This is a genomic window from Streptomyces sp. NPDC015661 (genome assembly GCF_043077765.1).
In the GTDB taxonomy this organism is placed as follows: Bacteria; Actinomycetota; Actinomycetes; order Streptomycetales; family Streptomycetaceae; genus Streptomyces.
Genome location: NZ_JBIBST010000014.1, coordinates 85623 through 110178 on the forward strand (window position 1 = coordinate 85623; position 24556 = coordinate 110178).

At 72.8% G+C, this 24556-nt stretch carries 21 protein-coding genes and 1 tRNA gene; 13 read left to right on the plus strand and 9 right to left on the minus strand.

The window, feature by feature from the left end:
• The first annotated feature begins 19 nt into the window (after positions 1–19).
• The 3 genes from cysS (at position 20) to ACF07V_RS32120 (ending at position 4118) form a co-directional block, all read left to right on the plus strand.
• Entirely contained in the window at positions 20–1420 is a 1401-nt protein-coding gene (gene cysS / locus ACF07V_RS32110) for a cysteine--tRNA ligase (protein ID WP_392159208.1), read from the plus strand.
• 98 nt (positions 1421–1518) lie between these two features.
• On the plus strand, positions 1519–2478 hold the full coding sequence (rlmB, locus tag ACF07V_RS32115; RefSeq protein ID WP_392159209.1) for a 23S rRNA (guanosine(2251)-2'-O)-methyltransferase RlmB: 960 nt from the start codon (positions 1519–1521) through the stop codon (positions 2476–2478).
• Positions 2479–2573: 95 nt separating this feature from the next.
• The gene (locus ACF07V_RS32120; RefSeq protein WP_392159210.1) at positions 2574–4118 is read left to right on the plus strand and encodes a DoxX family membrane protein; all 1545 of its coding nucleotides are present in this window, start codon (positions 2574–2576) and stop codon (positions 4116–4118) included.
• 73 nt (positions 4119–4191) lie between these two features.
• Here ACF07V_RS32120 and ACF07V_RS32125 read toward each other — a convergent pair whose 3' ends face one another.
• The 3 genes from ACF07V_RS32125 to ACF07V_RS32135 all read right to left on the minus strand — a co-directional run bounded on the left by ACF07V_RS32125 (position 4192) and on the right by ACF07V_RS32135 (position 6692).
• The gene (locus tag ACF07V_RS32125; protein WP_392159211.1) at positions 4192–4908 is read right to left on the minus strand and encodes an NDP-sugar synthase; all 717 of its coding nucleotides are present in this window, start codon (positions 4906–4908) and stop codon (positions 4192–4194) included.
• Positions 4909–4954: 46 nt separating this feature from the next.
• Complete coding sequence (locus ACF07V_RS32130; protein WP_392159212.1) at positions 4955–5365, minus strand: hypothetical protein; 411 nt, start codon at positions 5363–5365, stop codon at positions 4955–4957.
• Positions 5366–5594: 229 nt separating this feature from the next.
• Complete coding sequence (locus tag ACF07V_RS32135) at positions 5595–6692, minus strand: sn-glycerol-3-phosphate ABC transporter ATP-binding protein UgpC (RefSeq protein WP_352021573.1); 1098 nt, start codon at positions 6690–6692, stop codon at positions 5595–5597.
• Positions 6693–6874: 182 nt separating this feature from the next.
• On the opposite strand from ACF07V_RS32135, the gene ACF07V_RS32140 reads away from it, so the two are divergent.
• From ACF07V_RS32140 to ACF07V_RS32150, 3 genes are all read left to right on the plus strand, one after another.
• Positions 6875–6948 (plus strand) — tRNA-Thr (locus ACF07V_RS32140).
• A gap of 223 nt (positions 6949–7171) precedes the next feature.
• Entirely contained in the window at positions 7172–8899 is a 1728-nt protein-coding gene (locus ACF07V_RS32145; protein WP_392159213.1) for an FG-GAP repeat domain-containing protein, read from the plus strand.
• Between the two features lie 165 nt (positions 8900–9064).
• On the plus strand, positions 9065–11158 hold the full coding sequence (locus ACF07V_RS32150) for a restriction endonuclease (protein WP_392159214.1): 2094 nt from the start codon (positions 9065–9067) through the stop codon (positions 11156–11158).
• 48 nt (positions 11159–11206) lie between these two features.
• Here ACF07V_RS32150 and ACF07V_RS32155 read toward each other — a convergent pair whose 3' ends face one another.
• Positions 11207–12607 carry an NAD(P)/FAD-dependent oxidoreductase gene (locus ACF07V_RS32155; RefSeq protein ID WP_392159215.1) on the minus strand — a complete coding sequence of 467 codons (1401 nt, stop codon included), beginning with the start codon at positions 12605–12607 and terminating at the stop codon, positions 11207–11209.
• 107 nt (positions 12608–12714) lie between these two features.
• Between ACF07V_RS32155 and ACF07V_RS32160 the strand changes: the two genes are divergently transcribed.
• Genes ACF07V_RS32160 through ACF07V_RS32170 form a run of 3 tightly spaced genes read left to right on the plus strand, consistent with a single transcriptional unit; the run spans position 12715 to position 14435 of the window.
• The gene (locus ACF07V_RS32160) at positions 12715–13596 is read left to right on the plus strand and encodes an aminoglycoside phosphotransferase family protein (RefSeq protein ID WP_392159216.1); all 882 of its coding nucleotides are present in this window, start codon (positions 12715–12717) and stop codon (positions 13594–13596) included.
• Positions 13597–13616: 20 nt separating this feature from the next.
• Positions 13617–14096 carry a GNAT family N-acetyltransferase gene (locus ACF07V_RS32165; RefSeq protein ID WP_392159217.1) on the plus strand — a complete coding sequence of 160 codons (480 nt, stop codon included), beginning with the start codon at positions 13617–13619 and terminating at the stop codon, positions 14094–14096.
• Between the two features lie 9 nt (positions 14097–14105).
• A complete protein-coding gene (locus ACF07V_RS32170) occupies positions 14106–14435 on the plus strand; it encodes a hypothetical protein (RefSeq protein ID WP_030691147.1) in 330 nt (109 codons plus the stop codon).
• 4 nt (positions 14436–14439) lie between these two features.
• Here the strand turns inward: ACF07V_RS32170 and ACF07V_RS32175 are convergent, their stop codons facing one another.
• Positions 14440–15438, minus strand: coding sequence for a zinc-binding dehydrogenase (locus ACF07V_RS32175; protein WP_392159218.1), 999 nt, complete (start codon positions 15436–15438; stop codon positions 14440–14442).
• Positions 15439–15489: 51 nt separating this feature from the next.
• Complete coding sequence (locus tag ACF07V_RS32180) at positions 15490–16668, minus strand: FAD-dependent oxidoreductase (protein ID WP_392159219.1); 1179 nt, start codon at positions 16666–16668, stop codon at positions 15490–15492.
• Between the two features lie 108 nt (positions 16669–16776).
• Here ACF07V_RS32180 and ACF07V_RS32185 point away from each other — a divergent pair, with 108 nt between their 5' ends.
• On the plus strand, positions 16777–17448 hold the full coding sequence (locus ACF07V_RS32185) for a pentapeptide repeat-containing protein (protein WP_392159220.1): 672 nt from the start codon (positions 16777–16779) through the stop codon (positions 17446–17448).
• A 203-nt stretch (positions 17449–17651) separates the two neighbouring features.
• Here ACF07V_RS32185 and ACF07V_RS32190 read toward each other — a convergent pair whose 3' ends face one another.
• From ACF07V_RS32190 to ACF07V_RS32200, 3 genes are all read right to left on the minus strand, one after another.
• Positions 17652–18152, minus strand: coding sequence for a hypothetical protein (locus ACF07V_RS32190; RefSeq protein WP_392159221.1), 501 nt, complete (start codon positions 18150–18152; stop codon positions 17652–17654).
• 140 nt (positions 18153–18292) lie between these two features.
• Positions 18293–18949: a response regulator gene (locus ACF07V_RS32195; RefSeq protein WP_392159222.1), complete on the minus strand. Its 657-nt coding sequence runs from the start codon at positions 18947–18949 to the stop codon at positions 18293–18295.
• Positions 18946–20127 (minus strand): sensor histidine kinase, encoded by a 1182-nt coding sequence (locus tag ACF07V_RS32200; protein ID WP_392159223.1) that lies wholly within the window; start codon positions 20125–20127, stop codon positions 18946–18948. The genes ACF07V_RS32195 and ACF07V_RS32200 overlap by 4 nt, the downstream gene beginning before the upstream one ends.
• 133 nt (positions 20128–20260) lie before the next feature.
• Here ACF07V_RS32200 and ACF07V_RS32205 point away from each other — a divergent pair, with 133 nt between their 5' ends.
• From ACF07V_RS32205 to ACF07V_RS32215, 3 genes are all read left to right on the plus strand, one after another.
• Positions 20261–21349, plus strand: coding sequence for an ATP-binding cassette domain-containing protein (locus tag ACF07V_RS32205; RefSeq protein ID WP_392159224.1), 1089 nt, complete (start codon positions 20261–20263; stop codon positions 21347–21349).
• Entirely contained in the window at positions 21349–22155 is an 807-nt protein-coding gene (locus ACF07V_RS32210; protein WP_392159225.1) for an ABC transporter permease subunit, read from the plus strand. Before ACF07V_RS32205 ends, ACF07V_RS32210 begins: the two co-directional genes overlap by 1 nt.
• A 158-nt stretch (positions 22156–22313) precedes the next feature.
• Positions 22314–24554, plus strand: coding sequence for a glycoside hydrolase domain-containing protein (locus ACF07V_RS32215; protein ID WP_392159226.1), 2241 nt, complete (start codon positions 22314–22316; stop codon positions 24552–24554).
• Positions 24555–24556: the final 2 nt, after the last annotated feature.

Below are 24556 nucleotides of genomic sequence, written 5' to 3' on the forward strand. Positions count from 1 at the left end.
CGCCCACTACCCTGGAGTGGTGACTATTCGCCTGTACGACACCAGCGCCCGGCAGATCCGTGACTTCACCCCGCTCACGCCGGGCTGCGTCTCGATCTACCTCTGTGGTGCCACCGTGCAGGCGGCCCCGCACATCGGCCACATCCGGTCGGGGCTGAACTTCGACATCATGCGCCGCTGGTTCGCCTACCGCGGCTACGACGTCACGTTCATCCGCAACGTCACCGACATCGACGACAAGATCATCAGGAAGGGCTCCGAGCAGGGGCGCCCCTGGTGGTCCATCGGCTACGAGAACGAGCGCGCGTTCAACGACGGCTACCACGCCCTCGGTTGCCTGCCGCCGACCTACGAGCCCCGCGCCACCGGTCACGTCCCCGAGATGATCGAGATGATGCGGGGTCTGATCGAGCGCGGCCACGCCTACGAGGCCGACGGCAGCGTCTACTTCGACGTGCGCTCCTTCCCGGGGTACCTGGAGCTCTCCAACCAGGACATCGACGACCTCCGCCAGCCCTCCGAGGAGGGCATCACCGGCAAGCGCGACCCGCGCGACTTCGCCATGTGGAAGGCGACCAAGCCGGGCGAGCCCGACTGGGAGACCCCGTGGGGCCGCGGCCGTCCCGGCTGGCACCTGGAGTGCTCGGCCATGGCCCACAAGTACCTGGGCTCCGCCTTCGACATCCACGGCGGCGGCCTCGACCTGATCTTCCCGCACCACGAGAACGAGATCGCCCAGGCCAAGGCCTTCGGCGACGAGTTCGCCCAGTACTGGGTGCACAACGCCTGGGTCACCATGAGCGGCGAGAAGATGTCGAAGTCGCTCGGCAACAGCGTGCTGGTGTCCGAGATGGTGAAGAACTGGCGCCCGATCGTCCTGCGCTACTACCTGGGCACCCCGCACTACCGCTCGATGATCGAGTACAGCGAGGAGTCCCTGCGCGAGGCCGAGTCGGCCTTCGCCCGCATCGAGGGCTTCGTCCAGCGCGCCACCGAGAAGGCCGGGACGACCGTCGCCCCCGCCGCCGAGGTGCCGCCGGCCTTCGCCGAGGCCATGGACGACGACCTGGGCGTCCCGCACGCGCTCGCGATCATCCACACCACCGTCCGCCAGGGCAACAGCGCCCTCGCCGCGGACGACAAGGACGAGGCCATCGCCCGCCTCGCCGAGGTCCGCGCCATGCTCGGCGTCCTCGGCCTGGACCCGCTCGACCCGCACTGGGCCGAGGAGACCGGTGGCGGCGAGGAGCTCCACGGCGTCGTCGACACCCTCGTACGCCTCGTGCTCCAGCAGCGCGAGTCGGCGCGCGAGCGCAAGGACTGGGCGACCGCGGACGCGATCCGCGACCACCTCAACCAGTCCGGCCTCGCCATCGAGGACAGCCCCGACGGCCCCCGCTGGACGCTGGGCAACCGTTAGAAGACGTGCCGCTCGGGCCTCCGGGCGGCACACTTCAGTTACAGACCTACGTGCGCGCGTCACCGACCTGCGTACGCAACACCGAGGATTAGGTAGTCATGGCCGGGAACAGCCAGCGCAGGAACCGTCGTACGTCCAACAAGAAGGGTGCGACGGTCGGCAGCGGTGGCCAGCGGCGCAAGGGCCTCGAAGGCAAGGGCCCGACGCCCAAGGCCGAGGACCGCAAGGGCCACAAGGCGTACCGCGTCTCCAACGCGATGGCCCGGCAGGCGGCCAAGCGCCGTCCCGCGCCCCGCCGCGGCGGCCCCAAGGGCGCCAGCGAGATGGTCGTCGGCCGCAACCCGGTCTTCGAGGCGCTGCGCGACGGCGTGCCCGCCACCACGCTGTACGTGCAGCAGTTCATCGACAACGACGAGCGCGTGCGCGAGGCCCTCCAGCTCGCCGGCGCGCGCGGCAACATCAACCTGATGGAAGCCCCGCGCCCCGAGCTCGACCGGATGACCAACGGACTGAACCACCAGGGCCTGGTCCTCGTGGTCCCGCCGTACGAGTACGCGCACCCCGAGGACCTCACCGCCGCGGCCTACGACGACGGCGAGGAGCCGCTGATCGTCGCCCTCGACGGCGTCACCGACCCGCGCAACCTCGGCGCGATCGTCCGCTCCGTCTCCGCCTTCGCGGGCCACGGCGTGGTCATCCCCGAGCGCCGGGCCGCCGGCATGACCGCCGGTGCCTGGAAGACCTCCGCCGGCACCGCCGCGCGCACCCCGGTCGCCCGCGTCACCAACCTGACCCGCGCCCTGCAGGAGTACAAGAAGGCCGGCATCGCCGTCGTCGGCCTCGCCGCCGAGGGCACGCACGAGGTGCAGGACCTGGAGGCGCTCGGCGGCCCGGTCGTCATCGTCGTCGGCTCCGAGGGCAAGGGCCTCTCCCGGCTCGTCGGCGAGACCTGCGACTTCCTCGTCCGCATCCCGATGCCGGGCGGCGCCGAGTCGCTCAACGCCGGTGTCGCCGCCGGTGTCGTGCTCTACGAGGCGGCCCGCCGCCGCATGCGCTGACCCGAACGAGGGAACCGCCCCGGCCGTGATCTTGACGGGCCTCGGACATTTGGCAACCGTCAAGGCAGTGTCCTAACCGCACATCACTCGGTTAGATGAGTGTGGACACCAGAACGCCCCGGCCGGGGTTCGACGATCAGCCCGCGCTGAGCATGGTCAAGGTGGATTCCGATCCCGCCCAGGTGATCGTGAACCACGCCAGCTTCCGTGTGCGGCTCGCGCCGGCCCCGCAGCCGAAGTTCGCGGCTCGTACCGCCGCCCTGTCCGGAGTGGGAGGGGGCGGCCCGCGCCGTCGCCCCGTCGTGTGGACCGGAAAGTCCGCGCCGGGCGCGACCGGCCTCCTCCAGGCCGTGCGCGAGTCGTCCGTCTCCACGCTCGAACCCGTCGGACACGGCAGGCACGGCGTCGGCGACACCCAGGCCATCCCGCGCATCGACACCACCATGCCCACCCCCGTGGTGCCCGCCGAGGCCGCGCCCCTGCTGCCGCCGATGCGCCGCGCCGAGGGCGCCTACGACGAGGTGTACGACCTCGGGCCCGAGCCCGCCGAGCCGTACGAGCCCGACGCGCCGCACGCCCGGACCGCCCAGCGCCACGGCCAGGACAACGTCCGGCACGCCTACTACCCCGGCCGCCGGATGAACCTCGGCGTGGTCCTCCTCCCGCTCCGCGTCTTCCTCGGCTTCATCTCCATCTACGCGGGCATGGGCAAGCTCTGCGACCCCGTCTACTTCGACGGCGGCGAGCGCGGCTCCATGGTGAAGTGGCTCAACTCCCTCCACCCCTGGGCCCTCGCCGAACCGCTGCGCGACTTCGCCCTCCAGCACCCCGTCGGCGCCGGACTCACCGTCGCCTTCCTCCAGGTCGTCGTCGGCGTCCTCACCGTCCTCGGACTCTGGCAGCGCGTCGCCGCCGTCGTCGGCGGCCTGCTCTCCGCCGCGCTCCTGCTGACCGTCAGCTGGAAGACTGTCCCGGTCTACGACTCCGCCGACATCATCTACCTGGCCGCCTGGTCCCCGCTGATCATCGCCGGCGCCCCCGTCTACTCCCTCGACGGCCGCCTCGCCGGCGAGGCCTGGCGCACCCTCGGCCCCCGCGCCGAACTCTGGGACCTCCGCCGCCGCGTCACCCGCCGCAGCACCCTCCTCGCGGCCGTCGTCGTCGGCCTCACCCTCCTCGTCGGCTCCGTCCTCGGCGGCGCCGTCCGCTCCACCGAGATGGTCACCGTCCCGGGCCCCAACGACGACCCGATCAACCACCTCCCCGGCCGGCCGCTCCCGCAGGAGCCGACGAGCAACGCCCCCTCGAAGGCCGCCTCCACGGCGCCCGAGCCCGCCGCGACCACCGAGGCCCCGGCCCGCAGCGAGGAGACCGAGGAGGCCGCCCGGCCCACCGAGACGACCCGCGAGTCCACCCGGACCCAGGAGCAGCGCCCGACCGCCACGCAGGGCACGAGCACCGGCACCACCAGCCGTACGCCCACGCAGTCGAAGCCGGCGCCCCCGCCGTCCACCAGCGACACCCCGAGCACCAGCGGCGGCACGTCGAGCGGCGGCTCGACCGGCTCGACCAGCACCCCGTCCGACGGCGGCTCGACGTCGGGCGGCGCGCAGAACCCGATCGGCGGCCTGCTGGGCTGACGTACGGACGCACACGGAAGGGGCGGCACCGCGGGATGCGGTGCCGCCCCTTCTCGTTCCGTACGCCGGTCCGTCAGGTCTTCTGGGCGGCCAGCTCCTTCGCGGCCTCCGTCAGGTCCTTGGCGGTGTCGATGGCCCTCCAGTACGCGCCCTGGGGCAGCGGGAAGCCCGCCAGGCGCCGCTCGCGGGCGAGGCGGGGGAAGGTGGTGCGCTCGTGGTCGCCGAGGTCGGGGAGGAGGTCCGTGAAGGCCGCGGCGAAGACGTACACGCCGGCGTTGATGAGGAACGGCGACGGGGGCGCCTCGATGAAGTCGGTGACGTTCCCGAAGGTGTCGGTCTCGACGGCGCCCCACGGGATCCGGGGGCGGGCCAGGGCGAGCGTCGCGAGGGCGTCGCGCTCGGCGTGGAAGGCGGCCATCTCGCGCAGCGAGAAGCGGGTCCAGATGTCGCCGTTGGTGGCGTACCAGGGCTGGTCCGGGGCCGGCAGGTGCGCGGCGGCGTACTTGAGGCCGCCGCCGCGGCCGAGGGGCTCGGTCTCGACGACCGTCGTCACCTTCAGCGGCAGGTCAGCGGAGGCCAGCCACTCCTGGAGCACCTCGGCGAGATGGCCGCAGGAGACGACGGCGTCGGTGACGCCCTCGGCGGCCAGCCAGGACAGCTGATGGCCGATGATCGGGGTCCCGGTGCCCGGGATCTCGACCATCGGCTTGGGGCGGTCGTCGGTGTACGGGCGGAGCCGTGTGCCCTGGCCGCCCGCCAGGACCACGGCCTGCGTCGGAGAGGTGTGCATACGGGGAACGATAGGCGCCCCGTATGTCCGATGTGCGTGACGACGCTCAGCTCGCGCGCATCACGCCGGTCGCGTACGAGGTGTCGCAGACCGGGCGGGAGTAGGCCTGGGCGCGCGAGGGGCCGTAGTGCTCGACGGCGGCGCGGCCGAGGGCGCGGGCGATGGAGAAGCAGTGCTGGGCGAGGGAGGGCCGGTTCTCCACCTCGCGCTGGAGGTGGGTGAGGGCGGTGCCGGGGTCCTTCTCCTGAAGCTCTGCGAGGAGCTGGTCGCGGAGAATATCCTGCGGGGCACGGGACTTGGCCCGGGTGGAGACGTCCGTGGAGGACGCCGTGAGCTGGGTCCCGGAGTCCTGGCCGGCCCACGGAACGGCGGACACCGCGAGCGTTCCCGAGAGCACCAGGACGACGGGCAGGACGAGGGCGAGAGAGCGGCCGATTCGGCGGGCAGTGTGCGTCACGCAGGCGAGCGTAGCGGCCGGTAGTGATATGGCGACATTTAGTCACTCTCGCGAGGGATGGTTCGAGGCGGCTTTTCGAATCCCGTGTTGACGCGGAGGGTCGGGCGAGGCCCTGAATGCCGGGGTTTTCCGGGGTAAGCCCGTTGTACACCCGTGGTGCGCCCGTTTAAACGAACGGCCCCGCGTCTGCAACAGACGCGGGGCCGTACGGCAGTGCTCGCGGGCGGTCTCAGTCGCTGAGGCGGGCGCCCGTGGAGGTCGAGAAGACGTGCAGCTCGTCGGCGCGCGGCACGACGTGCAGCGTGGAGCCCTTGGCGGGCACGTCACGGCCGCCGACGCGGACCACCAGGTCCTTGTCCTCGCCGCCGACGCGGGTGGAGCCGTACACGAAGCCGTCCGAGCCGAGCTCCTCGACGACGTTGACGGTGACGGCCAGGCCGTCCTTCGAGGTCGCGCTCTGCACGTCGAAGTGCTCCGGGCGGACGCCGACGGTGACGGTGGTGTCGCCGGCGGCGGAGGCCGCGGCGATGGCGTCGCGGGTCACCGGGACGACGCTCGTGCCGAACTTCACGCCGCCGTCGACGATCGGGACCTCGACCAGGTTCATGGCCGGGGAGCCGATGAAGCCGGCGACGAAGAGGTTGGCGGGCTTGTCGTACATGTTGCGCGGCGAGTCGACCTGCTGGAGCAGACCGTCCTTCAGCACGGCGACGCGGTCGCCCATGGTGAGGGCCTCGGTCTGGTCGTGGGTGACGTAGACCGTGGTGATGCCCAGACGGCGCTGGAGGCCGGCGATCTGCGTACGGGTCGAGACGCGGAGCTTGGCGTCGAGGTTCGACAGCGGCTCGTCCATGAGGAAGACCTGCGGCTCGCGGACGATGGCGCGGCCCATGGCGACGCGCTGGCGCTGACCGCCGGAGAGCGCCTTCGGCTTGCGGTCGAGGTACTCGGTGAGGTCGAGGATCTTCGCCGCCTCCTCGACCTTGGCGCGGATCTCCGACTTGTTCACGCCGGCGATCTTGAGGGCGAAGCCCATGTTGTCGGCGACGGTCATGTGCGGGTACAGCGCGTAGTTCTGGAACACCATCGCGATGTCCCGGTCCTTCGGCGGCAGGTGCGTGACGTCGCGGTCGCCGATGCGGATGGAGCCGGCGTTGACGTCCTCGAGACCCGCGAGCATGCGCAGGGAGGTCGACTTGCCGCAGCCGGAGGGGCCGACGAGGACGAGGAACTCGCCGTCCGCGATCTCGATGTCGAGCTGGTCGACGGAGGGCTTGGTGGCACCCGGGTAGACCCGGGTGGCCTTGTCGAACGTGACGGAAGCCATGGTGATGTGTCCCTTCACCGGCAGGAACGTGCCGGACGATCCGAGTAAAGGAAGGATTGAGGTCTAGTCCACCTGGGTGAACCGCAAGTGACGCTACCCGGCGGTGCCCGATCTGTCAGCACTCACGGGCCCGTGAGATTTCCGACCGTCGCCGGGGCCGGGTTGGTTACACTTCACTCGCTGCCGCCTTAGCTCAGTTGGCTAGAGCGCTTGACTTGTAATCTTGAGGTCGTCGGTTCGATTCCGACAGGCGGCTCTGTGGAAGCCGGAGGGCCCCGGACGCGTGACGCGTCCGGGGCCCTCCGTCGTCTCCCGGGAAACCCGGATGCGCCGGGACCGGGGGTGTGGGGTACCTTGCGCGAGCGCCCAGGGGGGAGGGGTCTTTGCCTGGCGTAGCCGCGGGGGGTCGACGACCGCCCGTGTGCGCTCCCGTAGTCTCCCGTGCCCGCGGTACGGGAATGCACAGAGGAACTTCATTCGTGCGAAGAATCGTCGCGCTCGGGGGGACGGCCGCCCTGCTGGTGGCCGGAATCGTGACCGGGGCCGGTGCGGCTTCCGCCGCCGGCCAGGAAGTGGTCGACTTCGAGCTGGAGAACCGGGTGCTGCAGCCCGGTGAGGGCTGGACCGAGCTGTCCCCGACCAGCCTCGGGGGCATCCCCGACGGCACCCTGGTGTACGCCCTGAGCAAGGCCCCGCTGACCGACCCGGCCTGGACGAAGGCGGGTCTGCCCAGCGGGATGAGCCTGGAGCCGTCCGACACCTGCACGCCCCGCGCGGGCGTCGTCGGCGTGTACACCTGCCCGATCAACGAGGACAACCCGTTCCCCTCGCTGGAGATCAAGGCCGCGGCGTCGACCGCCGACGGCACCACGCTCCACTACGGGGCCGTCTACGCCCCGCGGGGCACGGACCTCGCCAAGGCCGTCAAGGACGCGCAGATCGTCGGCAGCCTGCCGGAGGACGGCACGCACGCCGCCCGCACGGTGACGGCGAAGACGCTGGAGCACGTCGCCCAGAACAAGCTGACCCTGAACACCCCGGCCCTGCCGGCGGGCTCCACGGTCACCCAGACCCTCACCCTGCACGCGGTGGACGAGGGCACGCTGGACATCTCGTTCATGCCGGCCGACGGCCAGCGGTACTGGGAGGAGGGCGAGACGCAGGTGTCCATCACCGGCGTCACCGCCAGCTCCCCGATCGCCGACTGCGACCACAGCACCGACCTCGACTACGGCGGCGTGTACTGCGAGATCGACCCGGGCCAGTCCGGGCCGACCGACGTCACCGTCTCGTACACCCTGAGCGCCGGCGCCACCGCCGCCGCGTGGAACATCGAGGCCTACGCCACCTACGAGGTCTACGACTTCGGCGTCGGCAACCCCGAGAAGTCCTCGACCTTCCCGATCGTCAGCTCCCGCCCGGTGCCCACGCACTACGCGATGCTCGCCCGGGACAAGAGCGGCAACCTGCTGTGGCACCACGGCACCGGCAAGGCCACGGCCCCCTTCCGGGACTGGGCCGAGCACGTCGGCTACGGCTGGGGCATCTACAACTCCCTCGCCAAGCTCTCGCCGATCACGGTCGAGGCCAAGGGCGGCGGTGTCGTCGGCCGGGACTCCGCCGGTGTCCTCTGGTACTACCGGACGACCGGGGACGCGTGGGAGCCGCTCACCGCGCGGACGAAGGTCGGCGCCGGCTGGGGCATCTACAACAACCTGACGGGCGTCGGCGACGTGACGGGCGACGCCCGGGCGGACCTGATCGCCCGTGACACGGCGGGCGTGCTGTGGCTGTACAAGGGCACCGGCACCACGACGGCGCCGTTCGCCCCCCGTACGAAGATCGGCGCCGGCTGGGGCATCTACAACCAGCTCACCGGCCCCGGCGACTTCACCGGCGACCGCAAGGCGGACCTGATCGCCCGTGACACGGCCGGCGTGCTGTGGCTGTACAAGGGCACGGGCAGCGCGACCGCGCCGTTCGCGCCCCGCGTCAAGATCGGCACGGGCTGGGGCGGCTACCCGCAGCTGACCGGCCCGGGCGACCTCACCGACGACGGCCGGGCGGACCTGGTGGCCCGCGACTCGGCCGGCGCGTTCTGGCTGTACAAGGGCACGGGCGTCGCGACGGCCCCGTACGCCTCCCGCGTGAAGATCGGCACGGGCTGGGGCGACATCCCGGGCACCTCGTACAACTACCTGTTCTGACCGGCCCTTTCGTCCGGCTCCTCGGGGCCCGGCCCGGCGCATCTCGCCGGGGCGGGCCCCTTCGGCTTGTTCCGGCGACTCTGTGGGCAGGGGCTCCGCGGTCCGGGACACTTGTGCGTCAGGGGGGCGAACAGGTGTGTCGGGGTGGTGGGGAGGGGTGCGCGAATGAGTCGGCGTTCCGGTGGGCTGATCGGCGTGTGGGCCGAGCAGCAGCGGGTGGCGCAGCGGCAGCGGGAAGGGCAGCACCAGGCGGTGCTGCGGCAGCAACGGGACGCCGAGCGGGCGCAGCGGGCGTACGAGCGGGACGTCGCCCGGATGCAGCGGGAGCAGCGGGCCGCCTATCGGCAGCAGCGGGACGCCGACGCCCTGCGGCGGACGCAGGAGCTCGATCAGCGGGTCGCGCTGCTGGAGTCACTGCTCGCGACGGGCTGCCGGGCGCCCGCCTTCGCCGTGGAGTCGCTGCGGCGGGAGGAGCACGTCGAGCCGTTCGCGCCCGGGCCGCTCGCGGAGCCCGTCGCCATGCCCGACCAGCGGTTCTACCGGCCGCAGGGCGGCGCCTGGACCGCGTCAGGGCGTGCCCAGGCCGAGCGGGACGCGCGGGCCCGGTTCGAGCACGACTGGTACGCGGCGCAGGCCGCCGAGGCGCGGCGGACCGAGCAACTGGCGGCGTACCGGCGGGAGTACGACGCCTGGGCGGCCGCCCGGCGGGCCGAGATACGCGCCCACAACAGCGGGGTCGACGGGACCGTCGCGGCCCTGCGGGACGGGGAGGCCGACACCGTCGTCGAGTTCTTCTCGGCCGTGCTCTTCGCGTCCACCGCCTGGCCCGAGGGCTTCCCCCGGGAGGTGTCGGCCGCCTACGACCGGGCCGGCCGGGGGCTCGTACTGGACTGGGACCTGCCCGGATACGAGGTCGTTCCCGAGGCCAAGGGCGTCAAGTACCTGCCGAGCACCGACCAGGAGAAGGAGGTCCCGCGGCCGGTGACGCAGCGGCGGGCGCTGTACCGGGACGTGCTGGCGCAGAGCGTGCTTCTCGCGGTGCGGGAGCTGTTCGCGGCGGACCGGTTCGGGGTGCTCGACGGGGTGGCGCTGAACGGGTACGTCGGTGGGGTCGATCCCGCCACCGGGCGTGCTTCACGCGTGTGCGTGGCGTCGGTGGTGGTGGAGCGGCCGGTCTTCGACCGGCTGAATCTGGAGTTCGTGGGGGCCGTGGAGTGCCTCACCGGGGCCCTGGCCGGGCGACTTTCGGCCAAACCGGAGGAGCGGGTGGCGGTGGCGCCGCTGCGGGAGCCGGGTCAGGTGGGCTCCGACGTGGTCGTGCAGGGGGACGGGGAGGAGCCCGACCTGCTCGCGATGGACCCGATCGCCTTCGAGGGGCTCGTGGCCGAGCTGTTCCGGGCGCGGGGGCTCCAGGCGGTGACGACGCAGCGGTCGGGTGACGGTGGGGTCGACGTGGAGGCGCTGGATCCCGATCCGATCAGCGGCGGGTCGATCGTGGTGCAGGTCAAGCGGTACCGGAACACCGTGCCGCCGTCCGCCGTACGGGATCTGTTCGGGACCGTGCAGGACAAGGGGGCCAACAAGGGCGTCCTCGTCACCACCTCGAAGTTCGGGCCCGGCTCGTACACCTTCGCCAACGGGAAGCCGCTGACGCTGATTTCGGGGACCGAGCTCGTGGACCTGCTGCACCAGCACGGTCTGCGGGGCCGGCTGGGCGGGTCCGCGCCCTCGCCGGCGCGGACCCCGCCCGCGTCCGCTCCCGCCGAGGCCGCCGAGGACTTCAACCTGCTCGGAATGGTGTGGTCGGGGTCCGCCGCCCTGGACGTGTGCGCGCTGGTCTGTGCCGGGAACCGGGTCCTCGGCGACGAGTGGTTCGTCTTCTTCAACAACCCGGCGACGCCCGACGGTTCGGTGGCCGTGGTGGCGGCGGCGCCCGGTGACCGGGCGGCCGTGCGGGTCGGCTTCGACGCGCTGCCCGCACGGGCGGACCGGCTGGTCCTGGTGGCGGCCGTGGACCCGGAGGTGAACCCCGAGGCGGATCTGGGCGGGTTCACGGAGGCCGGGATCCGGCTGCGGGACGACGCGGGTGCCGAGCTCGACCGTCTGGAGGTGTCCGACGGGCGGCCGGGGGAGACGGCGCTCGTCCTCGGGTCGTTCCGGCGGCGGGCCGGCGGGGACTGGGACTTCGTCCTCGGCGGGAAGGGCTACCGCGGCGGGCTCGAAGAGCTGGTGGGGGATTTCGGTATCGAGGTGGAGTAGCCCCGGGAGGGTGGGGCCGGCCCGGGTGCCCGGGCCGGCCCCGTGCTCTCAGCGGCCGCTGAGGCGGTTCGCGAGGACGGCCACGCGGTCCGTGGCCGTGGTGGGGGCGGTGGCCTCGCGGCGGTCGGCGCCGCGGAAGGCGGCGTACATGGTCTGGACGCCGAGCCAGCGCAGCGGTTCCGGCTCCCACTTGCGGACCTTGTGGTTCACCCAGGGGAGGGCCGTGAGGTCGGTGGGGCCCGACTGGCCGGAGTCCTGCTGGATCAGGTCGCGGAGGGTGCGGGCGGCGAGGTTGGCGGTGGCGACGCCGGAGCCGACGTAGCCGCCGGCCCAGCCGAGGCCGGTGGAGCGGTCCAGGGTGACGGTGGCGCACCAGTCGCGGGGGACGCCGAGGACGCCGGACCAGGCGTGGTCGACCCGTACGCCCGCCAGCTGCGGGAAGAAGCGGACCAGGATCTCGCGGAGCGCCTCGATCGTCTGCGGCTGGGTGCGGCCGTCGTTGTCGGTCTTCGAGCCGAAGCGGTACGGGACGCCCCGGCCGCCCAGCGCGATGCGGCCGTCGGCGGTGCGCTGGGCGTACATGTAGGCGTGGGCCATGTCGCCGAGGGTCTCGCGGCCGGCCCAGCCGATGGACTCCCACTGGGCGTCGGTGAGGGGCTCGGTGGCGATCATCGAGGAGTTCATGGGGAGCCAGGTGCGGCGCTGGCCGGCGAGGGAGGCCGTGAAGCCCTCGGTGCAGCGCAGCACGTACGGGGCGCGGACGGTCCCGTACGGGGTGATCGCGTGCTTCGGCTTGATCTCCGTGACGGGCGTCGACTCGTGGATGGTGACGCCGAGCGCCTCGACGGCCGCCGCGAGGCCCTTGACCAGCTTGACCGGGTGGAGGCGGGCGCCGTGCGGGGTCCAGGACGAGCCGACGGCTCCGGCGACGCGGATGCGGTCCGCGGTCTCCCGGGCGCCGTACAGCTCGCGGTCCGTCTCGCCGAAGGCGAGCTCGGCGGCGTGGAAGGCCTTCAGGCGGGCGAGCTGCGCGGGGGAGAGGGCCACCTCCAGGACGCCGCCGCGGTGGACGTCCGCGTCGATCTTCTCCTGCTCGCAGACGTCGACGACCTCGGTGACCGTGGCGTTCATGGCCTGCTGGAGCCGGACGGCGGCCTCGTGGCCGTGCAGCTCGGCGTAGCGGTCGCGGCCGGCGATGCCGTTGTAGAGCCAGCCGCCGTTGCGCCCGGAGGCGCCGTAGCCGCAGAACTTGGCTTCGAGGACGGTGATGTTGAGGAAGGGGACGGCCTTCTTCAGGTAGTAGGCGGTCCACAGGCCGGTGTATCCGCCGCCGACGATGCAGACGTCGGCGGTGGTGTCGCCGGGGAGCGGTTCGCGGGGCGCGGGGGCGCCCTCCTGCGCGTACCAGAACGATATGCCGCCGTTGACGGTGCCGTTGACCGTGCTCATCTCTATCCCTCTTCCGGGTGCGTGGCCGGAGGTTACCGCTGGCCAGGGGTCTGTGGATACGGGGAAACCGGAGGCGCGGGGCGGGGGCCGGTCACTACGCTCGCCGGGTGATTCACGTACCGGAGGAACTGGCGGCGTCGCAGGCGAAGTTCAACGGCGGGGCGGGGCGGGCGTTCGTGGCCGCGCTGCCGGGGCGGGCGGAGGAGTTCCTCGGGCGGTGGGGGCTGCGGGTCACCGGGCCCTCGATGCACGGGGTGGCCTCGCTGGTGCTGCCGGTGGAGCGGGACGGTCTGCCGGCCGCCCTCAAGATGCAGCTCCTCGACAAGGAGACGGAGGGGGAGCCGCTCGGCCTGCGGACGTGGGGCGGAGCGGGGGCGGTACGGCTGCTCGACCACGACGCGGCGACCGGGACGATGCTCCTGGAGCGGCTCGACGAGGCCCGGCCGCTGTCCACGGTCGAGGACACCCGCGAGGCGCTGGAGATCGTCGCCGGGCTGCTCGCCCGGCTGGTCGCCGTCCCTGCGCCGGAGGGCCTGCGGACGCTCGGGGACATCGCCGCCGGGATGCTCGCCGAGGTCCCGGAGGCCGCGGCGCGGCTCGGTGCCGACGACGCGGCCGTACTGCGGGACTGCGCGGCGGCCGTACGGGAGGTGGCGGGCGAGCCCGGGGACCGGCTGCTCCACTGGGACCTGCACTTCGGGAACGTCCTGGCGGGCGAGCGGGAACCCTGGCTGGCCATCGACCCGAAGCCGCTGGCAGGGGACCCGGGCTTCGAACTGCTCCCGGCCCTGATGGCCCGCTTCGATCCCGACGGGTTCCTGTGGGGGTTCGACCTGCTCGCCGAGGTCGTCGGCGACCAGGGACGGGCGGTCGCGTGGACGCTGGGCCGGGTCCTGCAGAACGGCCTGTGGGACGTCGAGGACGGCGAGCCGGCCCTCGCCCCCGAGCAGGTGGCCGCCGCGCGGATCCTGTTGGCCAGGAGGGCCTGATCCGGGGCAGGCTGGGCGCCATGATCCGTACAGCCACGCCTGCCGACGTCCCCGTCGTCCACGCCCTGATCCGCGACCTCGCCGCGTACGAGAAGGCCCTCCACGAGGTCCGCGCGACCCCCGAGATGCTGCACGAGGCCCTGTTCGGCGAGCGGCCCGCCGCCTTCGCGCACATCGCCGAGGACGAGACGGGCGAGCCGGTGGGCTTCGCGCTCTGGTTCCTCAACTTCTCGACCTGGCGCGGGGTCCACGGCATCTACCTGGAGGACCTGTACGTCCGCCCGGAGGCCCGCGGCGGCGGCCACGGCAAGGCGCTGCTGCGCGAGCTGGCCCGCATCTGCGTCGAGCGCGGCTACGAGCGCCTGGAGTGGTCCGTACTGAACTGGAACCAGCCGTCCATCGACTTCTACGAGTCCATGGGCGCCCGCCCGCAGGACGAGTGGAGCGTGTACCGCCTGACGGACGGGGCCCTGGCGAAGCTGGGCGCGGCGACGGTGTAGGAAGGGGGCATGGACATTGAGCAGCGGTTCCAGCGGATCACCGGCTTCATCGAGGCACGCCTGACGCCCCTCTTCGACCCGGCCAACGGCAGCGACCACGGGTTCGGCATGGACGACACGTCGAGGGCGCTGCGGGCCCTGCGCTACACCGTGCAGGCCGCGTCGGCGGTGAACGGCCTCGTGGAGAAGCGGGAGACGGCACCGGAGCTGCGGCAGGTCGTCGACCAGGCTCTGGAGCACAACTGGGACGTGCTGCGCTCCATCGCCCGGATGTGGGAGGACCACCCGGACTTCACGAAGGAGTTCAAGGCGCACTCCTGGGACGTGCTCGGCGTCTGACCCCCTACGGGATCAGCACCACCTTGCCCGTCGTGCCCCGGTTCTCCAGGGCGCGATGGGCCTCCGCCGCCTCCGCGAGGGGGAAGCGGTGGACCGCCGGGCGCAGCGTGCCGGTGGCCGCGGCGTCGAGGGCGGCGAGTTCGAGCGTGCGGATGTCGCCGCCCGCCTTCTGGATCATGACGGGGCCGAGGACGGACTCCGAGGTGATCCCGCGCGCGGTGAGCTCCTCCTCGGTGAAGGCGAGCGGTTCGCCGTCGTGGAGTCCGGCGCCCGACCAGCCGAAGACCAGGTGCTGTCCGCCCTTGCCGAGCAGGTCGACGGCGGCGCGCCCGGTGTCGCCGCCGACCGAGTCGAAGACGACGGTCGCCGAGCCGTTCCCCAGGTACGCGCGGACCTTCTCCGGCCAGTCGGGCCGCTTGTAGTCGACGGCCAGGTCCGCGCCGTTCGCCTCGACGAGGGCGACCTTCGCGGGGCCGCCGGCGAGGCCGATGACGGTGGCGCCGGCGTTCTTGGCGTACTGGACGAGCAGGGTGCCGATGCCGCCGGCGGCGGCCGGGACGATCGCGACCGAGTCGGGTCCGAGTTCGGTGAACCCCAGGATGCCCAGGGTCGTGCGGCCGGTGCCGATCATGGCGACGGCCTCCGCCTCGCCGAGGTGGTCGGGCAGGGCGTGCAGGCGGGCGGCGTCGGTGACGGCGAGTTCGGCGTAGCCGCCGGGGTTCATGCCGAGGTGGGCGACGACCCGCCGGCCGAGCCAGGACGGGTCGGTGCCCTCGCCGAGGGCGTCGACGGTGCCGGCGACCTCGCGGCCGGGGATCGTGGGGAGCGCGGCGGGCGCGGGGAAGGGGCCCGTGGCGCCCTCGCGGAGGGCGGTGTCGAGGAGGTGCACGCCGGCCGCCGCGACCCGGACGCGGACCTGGCCGGGGCCCGGCAGGGGGTCGGGCGCCTCCTCGTAGGTGAGGTTCTCGGCGGGGCCGAAGGCGTGGAGGCGGATGGCGTGCATGACGGATCCCCTGTCGTCGTACGGGTGCGGTGACAGGGCCAGCCTCCAACCTCAAGCGTGCTTGAGGTCAAGCCGGTCCTTGCCGCGGAGCGTCGCGCGCAGGGCCAGCGACACCGCCTCGACCGCGCTCGTGAACGACACCTCCGCCAGCACGCCCGGCGCCGCCACCTGATCGCCCACCAGGTACACCCCGTCGCCCCGGTCGACGGCCGGCCGGTCGCGCCAGGTCGTGCCCGGGCGGTCCACCGCGCCCGTGCGGCCCTGGGAGACGGACTCCCGCCGCCACACCGTCCGCTCGCGCCAGCCCGGGAAACCGAGGTCGAGCAGCCGCTCGCCATGGGCGACACCGTCCGCCTTCGACGCCTCGGGGCCGATCGGCAGCTGCGCCTGGATCAGCTGCTGCCCGGCCGGGGCCAGCGAATCGTCCTGCGCCGTGTACCGCTCGATCCAGCCGGGCGCGTCCAGGTCCGAGATCACGAACGGATCGCCCTTCCGCGTGCGCAGCGCCAGATCGAACAGGACCGTACGGCCGCTCTCCCAGGTCAACGACGGGTCGCCGAGGAGCCGGGCTGCGGCGGGCAGGGCGGTCGCGACGATCACCGGCCCTCCGCCGAGCGGCAGGGTGTCGACCCGGGACGAGGTCTCGATCCGTACGCCCAGCTCACGCGCGCGCGTGGCCATCCGCTCGATCAGCTCCCCCCAGCCGCCCCGGACGTAGTGCGCCTCGGGCGGCAGGGTGGTGGACCGGTGCAGCCGCTCCTGCACGAAGCGGGCCGAGAGGGAGCCGGGGTCGTGGTGGAAGAGCGCGACCCCGCTGTACGCCGCGGCCACGCGCGCGGTGCGCTCGCCCGCGAGACCGGTGGCCCAGGTGCGGAAGTCGACGTCGACGGGCGCCTGTTCGGGGACGCGGCGGGCCTGACGGAACAGGCCCAGCGGCGGCGTGCGGCGCAGGGCGCCGTCGCGGTGCACGCGGAAGCGGACGGCCTCGCGGGGCGGCAGCGAGGCGAGGGCTCCGATGAGGCCGCGCTGCTCCAGCCAGGTCCAGTGCGGGCCGCCGTTGTAGAGGGCGTGCGGGCCCTCGTTGGTGCGGTACGGGCCCTCGGCCGTGCGGCCCCGGCCGCCGAGCGTCCGGTGCGCCTCGTGGAGGGTCACCTCGGTGCCGGCCTCGGCGGCCGTGATCGCGGCGGTCAGTCCGGCGAAACCGCCGCCGATGATCGTGAGCTTCCGCATGTCCGTCTCCTTCGTGAGGGTCGTGAAGGTCTCGTACGAGGGACGGGGAGCGGGGCGGCGGATGTGACATCGGGGGCGTTGTCAGTGGCGTACCTCACGATGGGGTGCATGGCGACGATCGGGAACCGGAAGAAGAAGGTGGCGGGAGCACGGCGGCCGGAGGTCCGGTTGCCTCCGCTGGAGGCGTACGGGGGCGGGCTCGAACCGGACGGGGACTACGACGGCCTCGAACTGGCCGGACTCGACCTGACGGGCCAGTCGGGCGAGGGGGCCCGGTTCCTGGACTGCGTGCTGCGCGAGTGCGGGCTCGACGGGGCACGGCTCACGGCGGCGCGGTTCCTGGACTCGGTGCTCACGGGGGTACGGGGGGTGGGCACGGAGCTCGCCGGGGCGCAGCTGCGGGACGTGGAGCTCGTGGAGGCGCGGCTCGGCGGGACACAGCTGCACGGGGCGGTCCTGGAGCGGGTCGTCGTCCGGGGCGGCAAGATCGACTACCTGAACCTGCGGGCGTCGAAGCTGACGGACGTCGTCTTCGAGGGCTGCGTCCTGAACGAACCGGACTTCGGGGGCGCGACCCTGCTGCGGGTCGAGTTCGTGGACTGCACGATCACGGGCATGGACTTCACGGGGGCGCGACTCACGGACGTGGACCTGCGGGGTGCGCAGCGGCTGGAGATCGCGGGGGGTGTGGAGTCGCTGTCGGGCGCGGTGATCTCCCCGGCGCAGCTGCTCGACCTGGCGCCGGTGCTGGCGGCGCGGTTGGGGGTGCGGGTGGAGTGACCCCGTGCTGGGCGGTGCCCACCCGCCGCCCCGTGTGGGCATGCGTTCCGCCGGGGCGGTGCGCCCGCCCACAACGGTGTGGGCGGGCGCACCGCCCCAGCGGGACGATTGCCCACACGGGGGTGGGCGGGGGCATCGCCCCGCGTGGAGCGGGCGCACACGGGGATGGGCCGGGGTGCCGTCCCGCGCGGCGCGGGTGGGGGCTACTTCGTTCTCGGGAAGCGGGACTGGAGGGTCCAGATCGTGGGGTTGTCGGCCAGGCCCTCGTGCATGTCCGTGAGGTCCGCGATCAGGTCGTGCAGAAAGTCCCGCGCCTCGCGCCGCAGTTCCGCGTGGTTGAACGTGACCGGCGGCTCGTCCCCCGGCATCCAGTCCGCCTCGACGTCCACCCACCCGAAGCGGCGCTCGAAGAGCATCCGGTCCGTGGACTCGGTGAAGTCGAGCTCCGCGTACTGCGGCTGCGCGGCGCGGCTGCCCCGCGGGTCCTGGTCGAGCTGCTCGACGATGTCGCACAGCGCCCACGCGAAGTCGAGCACCGGCACCCATCCCCAGGCTGTGGACACCTCGCGGTCCGTCTCGGTGTCGGCGAGGTACACGTCCCCGCAGAAGAGGTCGTGGCGCAGCGCGTGGACGTCCGCGCGCCGGTAGTCGGTCTGCGGAGGGTCGGGGAAGCGACGCGAGAGGGAGTAGCCGATGTCGAGCACGTGATTGATGGTGTCACGGCGGCGGGCCGGTCCTGCACGCGAGCGGTACCGGGCGCCACGCGGTCGAGGGCGTCACGCGGCCGACGGCGCCACGCGGTCGAGGGCGTCACGCGGCCGACGGCGTCACGCGGCCGACGGCGTCACGGCACCAGGCCCGTCTCGTACGCGACGATCACCAGCTGCACCCGGTCGCGCGCGTTCAGCTTCGTGAAGAGCCGTGCCACGTGCGCCTTCGCGGTCGCCGTGCTGATGTGGAGCCGTTCCGCGATCTCGCCGTTCGACAGGCCCCGGCCGACCAGGGTGAGCACTTCCCGTTCGCGCTCGGTGACCGCGTCGAGGCCGTGGGACGGCCGGCGCGCGGGCTCCGGGCGCGCCGCGAACTCCTCGATCAGCCGGCGCGTCACGCCCGGGGCGATCAGGGCGTCCCCGGAGGCCACCACCCGGATCGCGGCGAGGATGTCGTCGAGGGCCATGTCCTTGACGAGGAAGCCGCTCGCGCCGGAGCGCAGCGCCCCGTACACGTACTCGTCGTCGTCGAAGGTCGTGAGGACGAGGACCCGCGGCGCGCCGGGGCCCGCGGTGACGATCCGGGTGGCCTCGATGCCGTCCATCCCGGGCATCCGGACGTCCATCACCACCACGTCGGGCCCGAGCTCCCGGGCCAGGGCGACCGCCTCCGTGCCGGTGCCCGCCTCCCCGGCGACCTCGATGTCGGGGGTGTCGGCCATGAGGACGCGCAGCCCGGCCCGTACGAGGGGCTGGTCGTCGACGAGGAGGACACGGATCGCTTGGTTCATGCGGTGGGGGTTCCTTCCCGTGGGGCGCCGGCCGGGAGCGGCAGCACCGCGGTCACGTGGAAGCCGCCGCCGGGCCGAGGCCCCGCGGAGAGGCTGCCGCCGAGGAGTTCGGCGCGCTCGCGCATCCCGACGAGGCCGTAGCCGCCCGCGGGGTCCGCGCCGGGCGTGCCGCGGCCGTCGTCGGCGATCTCGACGAGCAGCGTGTCGGTGCGCCGCTCCACCGTCACCCGGCAGGTGGGGGTGGCCGCGTGGCGGACGACGTTGGTGAGGGACTCCTGCACGATCCGGTACGCGGCGAGGTCGACCTCCGGCGGGAGCGCCGTGTCCGGGTCGCCGAGGCGCCGCAGTTCGACCCGTACCCCCGCGTCCGCCGTCGACGCGGTGAGCCGTTCCAGGTCGGCGAGGCCCGGCGCCGGGTCGCGCGGTGCCGGGCGGCCGTCGTCGGCGGCGCCCCGCAGCGCGCCCAGGGTGCGGCGCAGACCGGCGAGGGTCTCCCGGCTGGTGGTCTCGATGGTGGCGAGCGCGTTCCGGGCCTCGGCCGGCTGGGTCTCGATGACCCGGCGGCCGACGCCCGCCTGGATGGCGATGACGCCGATGCTGTGCGCGACGACGTCGTGCAGCTCGCGGGCGATCCGGAGCCGTTCGGCGGCGACGGCCTCGGCGGTGGTCGCGGCACGCAGCTGCGCCGTGTGGCTGCGCCGTTCGCTGACGGACCGGCCGAGGAGCGCGGCGGTGAGCAGGGCGAGCGCGAGGGCCGTGATCGTGCTGACGAAGACGTCCTGCCCGGAGGTCGTGTACGTCGCGGCCGCGATCTGCACGAGGAGTGCGGCGAGGGCCGCGGGCAGCAGGACCCGGAGCGGGCGCGTGGCGGCGATCACGCCGACGACGGCGTCGGCGGCGAGCACGGGGAGGTAGAGGAGTGCGGCTTCGGGGCGGGTGGTGGCCGCCGCGAACAGGCTCGCGAGCAGCAGCCCGAGGGCCGCGGGCGGGTTGCGGCGGGCCAGCGGCAGGGTGAGGCCCACGGTGACGGAGGTGAGGAAGAACCGCAGCTCGGTGGAGCGGTACGGGCCGGCCCGCAGGGCCATGAGGAGCAGGAAGGGGTGGGCGACGGCCGCGCCCCAGGCGAGGGCCGCCGGTGTCCGCCCGGGGGAGGGGCGGTCGGTGGTGGTGGCGGGCATGGTCGTGATCGTAGGCGCGGCCGCGCGGCGGGACATCGGCCCGGGGGAGTACGCCCCCGGGCCACCCCCGGTCCCCGGGGTGTGGCCGCCGAGCCGATGTGCCGGGGGGTGCGGGCCCGCGACCGTGGGTCGCATGATCGAAGTCCATGAACTGACCAAGCACTACGGCCGCCCGACCCGGTCCCGGCCGGCGGCCCGGTTCCGCGCGGCGACCCGGTCCCGAGCGGCGTCCCGGTCCCGTCTGGCGGCCCGGGACGGCCTGACGGGCCGCCCCGCCGCCGACCGCCCTGCCGTCGGCCACCCCGCCGCCGACCGCCTTGCCGTCGGCCACCCCGCCGCCGATCACCTCGCCGCCGACCGCCCCGCCGTCGACCGTCTCGGCTTCGTCGTGCGGCCCGGTCGGGTGACCGGGTTCCTCGGGCCCAACGGTGCCGGGAAGTCGACGACCCTGCGGCTGATCCTGGGGCTGAACGAGCCGACCTCCGGGACCGCCACCGTCCGCGGGCGGCGGTTCCGGGACCTGCCGCGCGGGCTGCGGGACGTCGGGGCGCTGCTCGACGCGCACGACGTGCACGGCGGCCGGACCGCCGAGGCGCACCTCGCCGCGCTCGCCCGCACCAACGGCATCCCGCGCCGCCGGGCCGTCGAGGTCCTGGAGGAGGTCGGCCTCGCCGAGGCGGGACGGCGACGGATCGGCGGCTACTCGCTGGGCATGAAGCAGCGCCTCGGCATCGCCGCCGCGCTGCTCGGCGATCCTCCCGTGCTGCTCTTCGACGAGCCGGTCAACGGCCTGGATCCGGAGGGCGTGCTGTGGGCGCGGGGGCTGTTCCGGCGGCTCGCCGCCGAGGGCCGGACGGTGTTCGTCTCCAGCCATCTGATGAGCGAGATGGAGCACACGGCCGACGATCTCGTCGTCATCGGCCGCGGCCGGCTCATCGCCGCCGAGAGCGTGGCGGACTTCGCCGCGCGCGGCACCCGCCGGAGCGTGCGCGTACGGGCCGCGGAACCGGCCGCCGCCGCGGGCCTCGCCGATGCCCTGAGGGCCGAGGGCGCCACCGTACGGACGGAGGAGGCGGCGCTCGTCGTGACCGGGACCGACGCGGACCGGATCGGTCTCCTCGCCTTCCGGTGCGGCGTCCCGCTCGCCGAACTGACCCCGCGCGCCTCCTCCCTCGAAGAGGCGTTCATGGAGCTCACCGCCGACAGTGTGGAGTACCGCTGATGCCGAAGGCCCGTTTCCGTGACCTGCTCGCCGCGGAGTGGATGAAGCTGTGGTCGCTCCGCTCCACCCCGTGGGCCTTCGCCGTCGGCGCGGTCGCCGCCCTCGGCGTCAACCTCAACGCGACCCTCGCCGACTACCGCAACTACCCGCACTACCCGGACGGCATCAAGGAACTGTTCGTGCCGATCTGGGCGATGCGGGACGCGTTCACGCTCGGCGGGGCCATGGTGTTCGTCCTCGCGACCGGCTCCATCGGCGCGCTGATGATCGTCGGCGAGTACGGCACGGGGCAGATCCGTACGACCTTCGCGGCCGTCCCGGCCCGCCGGGCCGTCGTCGCCGCGAAGACGCTCGTCCTCGCCGCCGTGATGCTGGTGTACGGGGTGCTGGTCGCCGCGGTCTCGTTCGCCGCCACGCAGGCCGTGCTCGACGGCCGGGGCGTCGGCATGGCGTTCGGCGACGAGGGCGTGCTCCGGGCCGTCGCCGCGTCGGCGCTCCTGGCACCGGTGTGCGCGCTCGCCGGCTTCGGTCTCGGGGCGCTGCTGCGGCACACCGCGACGACGATCGTCTCCCTCACCGGGGTGCTGCTCCTGCTGCCGGCCCTGATGGACGAGCGGAACCGCTGGGGCGCGACGTTTCTGCACGCGCTGCCGCAGGGCGCGTGGAAGCGGCTCACGGAGGTGGGGGTGTCGCCGGTCCCGGTGGAGTACCCGTGGACCGCGGGAGGGGCGTGGACGGTGTACGCGGCCTGGGCGGCGGGGGCCGTGCTGGTGTCCTTCCTCGCCGTTCACCGTCGGGACGTGTGAACGGGCCTGTGGGTTCCGGGAAGTGAGAGATCTTCGTCTCGTCTTCGGGGGCGGGCAGGCCGGGACGTCCCTGGGACGGGTGGGACGTGGGAGCGGCGGGGGCCGACCCTAGGTTCGAGGGGTTCCCGCGCTTTCCGCACCCTGGAGCAAGGAGTCCGATGGCCGACGAAATGGTGCTGCGCGCCCAGCGATTCATCAACCTGACCTACCAGGACGGCGCCCTCCTCGGCATTCCCAAGCTGGAGGAGAACGGCCGCACGGGGTGGGTCGTCATGTACGCCCTCACCCGCGCCCTCCAGTACGAGATGGGCATCACCGCGCTCTCCAACAGCTTCGGCCCGACGACGCTCTCCACGCTCCAGACCAAGTACGGCCAGATCGACGAGACGACGGTTCCGTCGGCGAACTTCTGCCGGATCATCCAGTCGGCGCTGTACTGCAAGGGCTACGACGGCGGCGAGATCGACGGCCAGTACAACTCCCGCGTGAAGGACGCGGTGGCCAGGCTGAAGGACCACATGGGCGTCGCCTTCGCCTTCCCCGGCACCTCGCTCCAGCCGAAGGTGATCAAGGGCCTGTTCAACATGGACGCGTACGTCGGCGTCAACGGCGGCTCCGACACCATCCGCGCGATCCAGCGCTGGCTGAACGGCCAGTACGTCCAGCGCAAGGACTTCTTCATCATCCCCTGCGACGGTCACCACTCGCGTGACGTCGCCAAGTCGATGCTGTTCGCCATCCAATTCGAGACAGGCATGGCCGACGGCGTCGCGAACGGCGCCTTCGGGCCGGGCACCCAGGCCGGCCTGAAGCAGCACACCGTGTCGGTCGGCTCGTCCGGCGTGTGGGTGCAGCTGTTCTGCGCGGCCATGGTGCTCAACCGCCGCTACCTCTTCTTCGAGAGCACGTTCACCGACTCCCTGGCCTTCAGCGTCCGCGCCTTCCAGGAGTTCATGGAGCTGGAGATCACCGGTCTCGCCGACTACCGGACCTGGGCCTCGCTCCTCGTCTCGTACGGCGACCAGACCCGCCCCGGCACGGCCTGCGACGGCGTCACTAAGATCACCCCGGCCCGCGCGCAGGCCCTCAGGGACGCCGGCTACATCTACGTCGGCCGCTACCTGTACAACGCCTCCACCACCTCCCTGCCGGAGAAGGAGATCCAGCCCGGCGAGCTGGACACCATCAAGGCGTACGGGCTGCGCTGCTTCCCGATCTACCAGACGTGGGCCCGCTCGGTCGACTACTACAGCCCCGCGCAGGGCGCCTCCGACGTGCGGACCGCCGTCTACAAGGCGCAGGAGCACGGCTTCAGGAACGGCGCGCGGATCTACTTCGCCGTCGACTACGACGCCGTCGACGAAGAGGTCACCTCGAACGTCCTGCCGTACTTCCAGAGCGTCCGGGCGGAGATGACCCGGCTCGGCAGCCCGTACAGGATCGGCGTCTACGGCCCGCGCAACGTGTGCTCCCGGGTGGTCGGGAAGGACTACGCGGACTCCTGCTTCGTCTCGGACATGTCCTCCGGCTTCTCCGGCAACCTCGGCTATCCGATGCCGGACAAGTGGGCCTTCGACCAGATCGTCACCAAGAAGATCGGCTCCGGCGACGGTCTCATCGAGATCGACAACAACATCGCCTCGGGCTGGGACAACGCCCAGGGCGACTTCCTGCCCCGGCCCACGGAGAAGCAGGACATCGGCTTCAGCCTGACCTACTGGGACTCGCTCCTGGCGGAGGTCACGGCGTACATGGCGTCGATCGGCCGGCCCGGCGGCGAGCGGATGTACACGCTCCAGCAGTGCCTGGAGGCGATCATCAGCCACGACACCACGGTCAGCTCCTCGGCGCGGGCCTTCCGCATGCGCAAGGCCCTCATCCAGACCACGGCCTTCTGGGAGTTCGCCCACTACAGCCAGAAGGACCTGATCGAGGACGCCGGCGTCTGGTACTACCACGAGGGCTTCATCCCGGACTGGGCCAAGGACCTCCCCGGCATCAACAAGCTCGTCGACTCCAGCACCGGCATGGCCAAGATCTCCGGGCGCACCTGCATCCTGTCCCGGAACAACGCGATCGGCACCGGGATCCTGGAGGGCGACCTCATGGACTCCACCAGCGACACCGACCGCTGGACCATGTGGAAGAAGGTCAACCAGGACAACCCGTTCAACCTGAGCACCGTCCCGTACCTGCACATCTGGGGTGCCGACGGCAAGCCGGGCGACCACCCGGAGACCCCGATCCGCCGCCCCGCCCTCGACTACGACGAGACCGAGATCTTCGAGGTCCTCCGCCGCTACCAGGGCTTCGGCGACGAGGCGGTGGCCGACAACCAGCTGCGGATGCCGCTGTACGCGATCTTCGAGAAGTACAACCGCATCATCCGGGAGTCCTGACG

Excerpts from the sequence above, each read along its gene's own strand:
- rlmB (WP_392159209.1), top strand. The coding sequence starts at position 1,519 with ATGGCCGGGAACAGCCAGCGCAGGAACCGTCGTACGTCCAACAAGAAG.
- ACF07V_RS32120 (WP_392159210.1), top strand. The coding sequence starts at position 2,574 with ATGAGTGTGGACACCAGAACGCCCCGGCCGGGGTTCGACGATCAGCCC.
- ACF07V_RS32125 (WP_392159211.1), bottom strand. The coding sequence starts at position 4,908 with ATGCACACCTCTCCGACGCAGGCCGTGGTCCTGGCGGGCGGCCAGGGC.
- ACF07V_RS32135 (WP_352021573.1), bottom strand. The coding sequence starts at position 6,692 with ATGGCTTCCGTCACGTTCGACAAGGCCACCCGGGTCTACCCGGGTGCC.
- ACF07V_RS32150 (WP_392159214.1), top strand. The coding sequence starts at position 9,065 with ATGAGTCGGCGTTCCGGTGGGCTGATCGGCGTGTGGGCCGAGCAGCAG.
- ACF07V_RS32155 (WP_392159215.1), bottom strand. The coding sequence starts at position 12,607 with ATGAGCACGGTCAACGGCACCGTCAACGGCGGCATATCGTTCTGGTAC.
- ACF07V_RS32165 (WP_392159217.1), top strand. The coding sequence starts at position 13,617 with ATGATCCGTACAGCCACGCCTGCCGACGTCCCCGTCGTCCACGCCCTG.
- ACF07V_RS32170 (WP_030691147.1), top strand. The coding sequence starts at position 14,106 with ATGGACATTGAGCAGCGGTTCCAGCGGATCACCGGCTTCATCGAGGCA.
- ACF07V_RS32175 (WP_392159218.1), bottom strand. The coding sequence starts at position 15,438 with ATGCACGCCATCCGCCTCCACGCCTTCGGCCCCGCCGAGAACCTCACC.
- ACF07V_RS32180 (WP_392159219.1), bottom strand. The coding sequence starts at position 16,668 with ATGCGGAAGCTCACGATCATCGGCGGCGGTTTCGCCGGACTGACCGCC.
- ACF07V_RS32185 (WP_392159220.1), top strand. The coding sequence starts at position 16,777 with ATGGCGACGATCGGGAACCGGAAGAAGAAGGTGGCGGGAGCACGGCGG.
- ACF07V_RS32195 (WP_392159222.1), bottom strand. The coding sequence starts at position 18,949 with ATGAACCAAGCGATCCGTGTCCTCCTCGTCGACGACCAGCCCCTCGTA.
- ACF07V_RS32200 (WP_392159223.1), bottom strand. The coding sequence starts at position 20,127 with ATGCCCGCCACCACCACCGACCGCCCCTCCCCCGGGCGGACACCGGCG.
- ACF07V_RS32205 (WP_392159224.1), top strand. The coding sequence starts at position 20,261 with ATGATCGAAGTCCATGAACTGACCAAGCACTACGGCCGCCCGACCCGG.
- ACF07V_RS32210 (WP_392159225.1), top strand. The coding sequence starts at position 21,349 with ATGCCGAAGGCCCGTTTCCGTGACCTGCTCGCCGCGGAGTGGATGAAG.
- ACF07V_RS32215 (WP_392159226.1), top strand. The coding sequence starts at position 22,314 with ATGGCCGACGAAATGGTGCTGCGCGCCCAGCGATTCATCAACCTGACC.